Here is a 4,936-nt window from a genome sequence, read left to right on the forward strand (position 1 = left end):
GCGCAAGCGCGCTTCGGGCTGAAAGCCCGAGAAGCGAAGGGCGTTGTTTTGGTCGGGAACCCAAAACAACATGCGCCCGGTGACCCCTAGCCCGTAAGGCAAACCGAGGGGGCGTCGCGGCGTATGCCGCGCTTCGGGCCAAAGGCCCGAGAAGTCCCCCGAAGGAGGGCGCTTGCGCCCCGGAAGTTTGGTCGGGAAACCAAACTTCCGTTGCCCCTTATGCCTCCTTCTCTGCCATTCAGCCTGTCAGATTATCGTTTTAGGTTAATCAGCTCTTCGAGCATCGTGTCCGAAACGGTAATCAGGCGCGAGTTCGCCTGGTAGCCGCGCTGGGTGGTAATCATATCCGAAAACTCGTTCGCGAGGTCAACGTTGGACATCTCGAGCGCGCTGTTCTTGAGTGCGCCGGTGCCGTCCTCGCCCGGCACCGCATACTGCGGTTTGCCCGAGTTCTGGGTCTCGGCAAAGTAGCTGTTGCCGCTCTGCTGGAGGCCCTTGGGGTTGTCGAAGTTGGCAAGGTCGATCCGGCCGAAGATCAGCCGTTCGCCGCCCGCCTGGCCGGTCAGCGTACCGTCCGCGCCGATGCCGAACCCGGTGATGTTCATGATCGTCTGCGGGCCGCCCTCGGTGCCGCCCTCGAGCTGGAACCCGGCGTTCAGGCCGAGGTTGCCGGACGGGCGCTGCTTGGTTGCCGTACCGAGGTCTGTAATCGGGTTCTGCGGCAGATTATACTCTTTCGTGGTATCGTCATATACAAAATAGGACTTCGGGATGCTGATAACAAAATAATCGTTCGGGTCGGCCGCAGCACCGCCAGCGCCACCGCCAGTCCTTTCGAGCTTAACGCCCGCCGAACCGGTCAGCGCGGCAAAAGTGAGGCCCGTCTGTTTATACCCATTGACTTCAATGTCCCATGTGGCCGTGTCTCCGGCGCCGTTTTTGGTGATGGTGAGCGCTCCCATCTGGACAGGGTTTGTGTCCGCCGCGCCGTTGGCCGAGAATGCGGAACCCAGTTTCTTTGCGATGAACTGGATTCCTCTGTCCGCCGCATCTTCACTCAGGGTCAGCCCGCCGCCGACCGGGCCGGCATCGCTCTTGATGAGCTGTTCACCGGTAATCTCACCGTTCGGATAGGTCTCGGTCATATTCGCCATGACGATCGGCGGGTCCATGTTCAGGGTAAAGTTGCCCGCCGGATGCTGTTCGCCCAGCTTATCGGTGATCGCGGTGTTGACCATCTCCATGAAGTTATCCACACCGCTGAAGGTCGCGGTTGGGTTGACATTGACCTCAATGTTGTTGCCCGAGATGACAACCTCGATATCCTGGCCAGCCGGCATATCGTAGGCAAGCGAAAAGTTGATGCTCGCGTTGCCCGCGTCGCCGACGTTGCTTGCCGTCATGGTGAACTCGTTGCCGCCGATCTTTTTGGTGACCGACGCCTGCTTCGCGTCGAGGGTGGGCAGCTCGATCTTGATGCGGCTGGTGCCCGGCTCCTGCCCGACGATACCGACCGTCGCGTCCTTGGCCTGGGTGCCGAGGACAAAGTAACCGTTTCCGTCCACGAGATAGCCGGTGGTCGGGTCGACGTCGAGCATACCCGCGCGGGTGTAGAAGATATTCCCGTCATTGTCCATGACCTGAAGGAACCCCTCACCGGTGATCGCCACGTCGAGGGGGTTGCCGGTCGGGGTCATGGAAGAAACCTCCATCAGCAGGTCGACGCTCGAGAGCGATGCGCCGTAACCGATCGCGGACGGGTTGATACCGCCGCGGCTGGAGGTACCCTGCGCCGCGTTGCGCACGTTCTGGTAGAACATGTCGCGGAAGGTTGCGCGGCTGGATTTGAAACCGTAGGTGTTGGCGTTCGAAACGTTGTTACCGATGACGTCCAGCCGCTGCTGATGCGAGCGCAGGCCGGAAACACCGGAATACATTGATCTTACCATCTATCTATTTCTCCTTGTTCTATAACGCCGGGACGGGCGCGGGCCTTTCGGTCAGTCGAGGCCCGCGCTGACCTCTTGCAGAGAAGTCCGGTCAGACAATAACCGTCCCGTTGATGTTTGTAATTGCGCTGCCCCGAAGGTCGCCGCCGAGCGTGGTGATAACCGTACCGTTTTTCACGCTGACGATGAACGCGGTGGAATCGACCAGGATCAGGGTATCATCCATGCCCTTTTCCCGCGCGATGCGCACCCCTTCATAGAGCCGCTCCAGGCTGTTTTCGGTCAGCTCGATGCTCCGCTGCTGCACCCGCGCAGCCGCATGTTTGGAAAATGCCAGGCCGCCGGCTTTGGCGAGCTGCTCGTCCAGAACCTCCCGGAAGGAGGCTTGCGCCTGTTCCTGCTGCGGGGCGACCGGGCTTGCAGCGGGGGTTCCGGTCACAACCGGGATATTCAGTCTGCGCTGAATCAGAAGCTGATCCATCCGCCCACCCCTTTCTGTTCAAATTCGGAATCAGGTCTCGTACCAAACATTGCGGGTGTCGCTGCTCTCGCGCACGTTCACCACGTCGGACATCAGGTACCATTCGTCCCCGATCATGAGCCGGTATTCCCCGCCCTTGGTGGAAATTTTGGTCACCCTGCCGGTTTTCTCGTCCGGGTCGCCGTCCTCGTCCTTGATCTTGACGGTAACCTCCTTGCCGACCATCGCGGCCAGCTCGCTGACCTTATCCGGGTCGAGCTCGATATCGGGTTCCTCACCGTCCACCGAGATCACGTTGTCGAGCGGGTACCACTTGTCGCCGATCTGGACCTGATACTTGCCGTCCTCGCTCGAGACCTTGTTTACGACCCCCTGTACGTTGACCGTCTTCCCGTCCTCGTCGGTGGTCTTGACCTCCACGTTTTTGCCCATCAGCGAGAGCAGGTAAGCCTGCTTGTCGGTGTCGGAGCCGGTATTGGAGCCGGAGCTGGAACCAGTCTTATTATCGTTGATCTCCATGATCTGGTCAAGGGTAAAGTTTTTCCCGTTTACGGTGACCTCATACGAGTTATCCACCAGCGAAACCTTCTGGATCACGCCGGTTTCCTTGATGAGGTTGCCCGCCACGCCGAATTTTGCGGCTGTGATGTTCTTGCCCACCAGCGAGATGGCGTAGTTGGTTTTCTGGTAGCTGGCAAGCTCCTGCATCTGCTGCATGGTTGCGAACTGCGCAAGCTGGGTGACATACTGGGTGTCGTCCACCGGGTTCATGAAGTCCTGGTTCTGGAGCTGTGCGACCATCAGGTTGAGGAAGTCTTCGACCTTTACAGCCTTGTCATCCTCCTCGAACTTGACGCCCCAGTTGGTCGTGCCGCTGGTCCCGTCGGTTGGGGGGGCGGTCCACTCGGACGGGTCTTTATACTTGTTTTCGTTCCACCAGTCGCGGTAGCCGTAGCTGGTGTTGGTATTGCCAATTGTCGACATTGCCTCTCCTCCTTTCGGTTAAATGTAGGCGTCGAGCGTGTCGTCCAACCGGACCTGCGGGTCCCATTCAACCGGTTCCTCGCCGCTGTCCATGCCGCCGCGCGCGCTCTGGTGCGCACCGCCGCCGGTGAACTGCTGCTGCCGGCTGAACTGTTGCTGCTGCTCGGAGAAAGCGCTGTACTGTGCGGCGTTCTCGGCCGCCTGCGGCGCGATCGTCGAGATCTCGGTGACCTCCGCGTGGAGCGGGCGCAGCGCGTTTTGCAGCGACATCACCTGCTCACTGATGAGCTTTGCCACCTGCGGGCTGGACGCCGCCAGCTTCATGGCGATCCCACCGTCCTGCTGGGTCAGGCTCACCGTGATTTCCCCAAGCCCTTCGGGTTTGAGTTTGACCACGAATTCGTCCTGTTTGCCGAGCCGGTCGAGGATGCCGTCGCGGAGCTGGCTGACCACCTCCTGCGGGTCGGGCCGCATGGTTGCTTCGAGCTTCTGCATCGGCTGTGCGGGTTCGAACCGGTAGCTGTTCGCGTGCGCCTGCAAAGCGTCCACGTCCACCGGCTGGCCCTCCTCTTTGGACTGCCCGCCCAGTTTTTCCCGCGCGATCTGCACCGCATTGCGGAACTGGTGCTCGCCCTGCATCAGGCTGCCGTCCTCCCCCGGTTCCTCCGGCTGGCTGTTCTGCCCTGCCGCAAAAACCTGGATGGTGTCCTGCGCCTGTTCCGCCGGCTGTTCGCCCGCGGCCGTGTCGGCCTGCTGCACCGGGGCCTGCATCTCTTCGATCTGCGCCACCCGTCCGGCATCCTGCCCGGCCTGCGCCAGCGCCTGTACCTGTTCGGGCTCGAGCCCGAGCTGTTCGAGGATCTGCGCCGCCTGCGGGTTGCCCGAGAGCAGCATCTCTGCCATCATCTGCATCCCCAGTTCAACGCCCTCGTCCTCCGCGTCGTCCTGCATCTGCCCCATCTGGGCGAGCAGCGCGGCCATCGGGTCGCCTTCCCCGTTCAGCGCGCCCATCAGCTGTTGGAAAAGCATCGCAAATCCGTCGCCAACCGGCTGCTGTCCGGCCAGCGCGCCCTGCAATGCGCGGAAGCTCACGCCCTGTACACCCTGTACCGGGGCCGCTGCCTGTACCATCATCTGTTCCATTTTCTGTTTCACCTCCTTTCAGTGCAAAGGAAGTTTGGTTCCCGACCAAACTTCCGGGCGCAAAGCGCCCTTCTCGGGTCTTCCCGGGCCTTTGGCCCGAAGCGCGGCTTTCGCCGCGACGACCCTGCGGGCTGCATCTCGGCCTAAGAGCCGCCTGCGGCGGTTGGCCTCGAAACGCTCGCTGCGGCTCGCAGTCGCGGGCTAGGGGTCAGCGACCCCTCCCCGTGTGCCCCTCCCTTTCGGGCTGGGTGCTTCGTCTGCTTCTGAAATCTATGCAGGTTTCGTTGTCTGGGGGCATCCGAGGGTGCAAGTCAGCCCTGAGCATGAGCGTTTGTCTGGGGGCGCGGGGTTCTTTAAGGGGCGTCGCCCCTTAAATGCA

4 protein-coding genes are annotated in these 4,936 nt (G+C 61.4%); all 4 read right to left on the reverse strand.

Annotated features, from left to right (window positions below):
* Positions 1-251: 251 nt before the first annotated feature.
* Entirely contained in the window at positions 252-1,949 is a 1,698-nt protein-coding gene (locus tag C814_RS10835; RefSeq protein WP_016317861.1) for a flagellar hook protein FlgE, read from the reverse strand.
* A gap of 91 nt (positions 1,950-2,040) precedes the next feature.
* Positions 2,041-2,430, reverse strand: a complete 390-nt coding sequence (locus tag C814_RS10840) for a TIGR02530 family flagellar biosynthesis protein (protein ID WP_016317862.1) — start codon at positions 2,428-2,430, stop codon at positions 2,041-2,043.
* Between the two features lie 30 nt (positions 2,431-2,460).
* The gene (locus C814_RS22175) at positions 2,461-3,414 is read right to left on the reverse strand and encodes a flagellar hook assembly protein FlgD (protein WP_016317863.1); all 954 of its coding nucleotides are present in this window, start codon (positions 3,412-3,414) and stop codon (positions 2,461-2,463) included.
* A gap of 18 nt (positions 3,415-3,432) precedes the next feature.
* On the reverse strand, positions 3,433-4,557 hold the full coding sequence (locus C814_RS10845) for a flagellar hook-length control protein FliK (protein WP_016317864.1): 1,125 nt from the start codon (positions 4,555-4,557) through the stop codon (positions 3,433-3,435).
* Positions 4,558-4,936 lie beyond the last annotated feature (379 nt).

Origin of the sequence: Anaerotruncus sp. G3(2012), from assembly GCF_000403395.2 — a bacterium.
GTDB lineage: Bacteria > Bacillota > Clostridia > Oscillospirales > Ruminococcaceae > Anaerotruncus.

What these genes read in the sequence shown, in the direction of transcription:
- C814_RS10835 (WP_016317861.1), bottom strand. Translation starts at nt 1,949, where the DNA reads ATGGTAAGATCAATGTATTCCGGTGTTTCCGGCCTGCGCTCGCATCAG.
- C814_RS10840 (WP_016317862.1), bottom strand. Translation starts at nt 2,430, where the DNA reads ATGGATCAGCTTCTGATTCAGCGCAGACTGAATATCCCGGTTGTGACC.
- C814_RS22175 (WP_016317863.1), bottom strand. Translation starts at nt 3,414, where the DNA reads ATGTCGACAATTGGCAATACCAACACCAGCTACGGCTACCGCGACTGG.
- C814_RS10845 (WP_016317864.1), bottom strand. Translation starts at nt 4,557, where the DNA reads ATGGAACAGATGATGGTACAGGCAGCGGCCCCGGTACAGGGTGTACAG.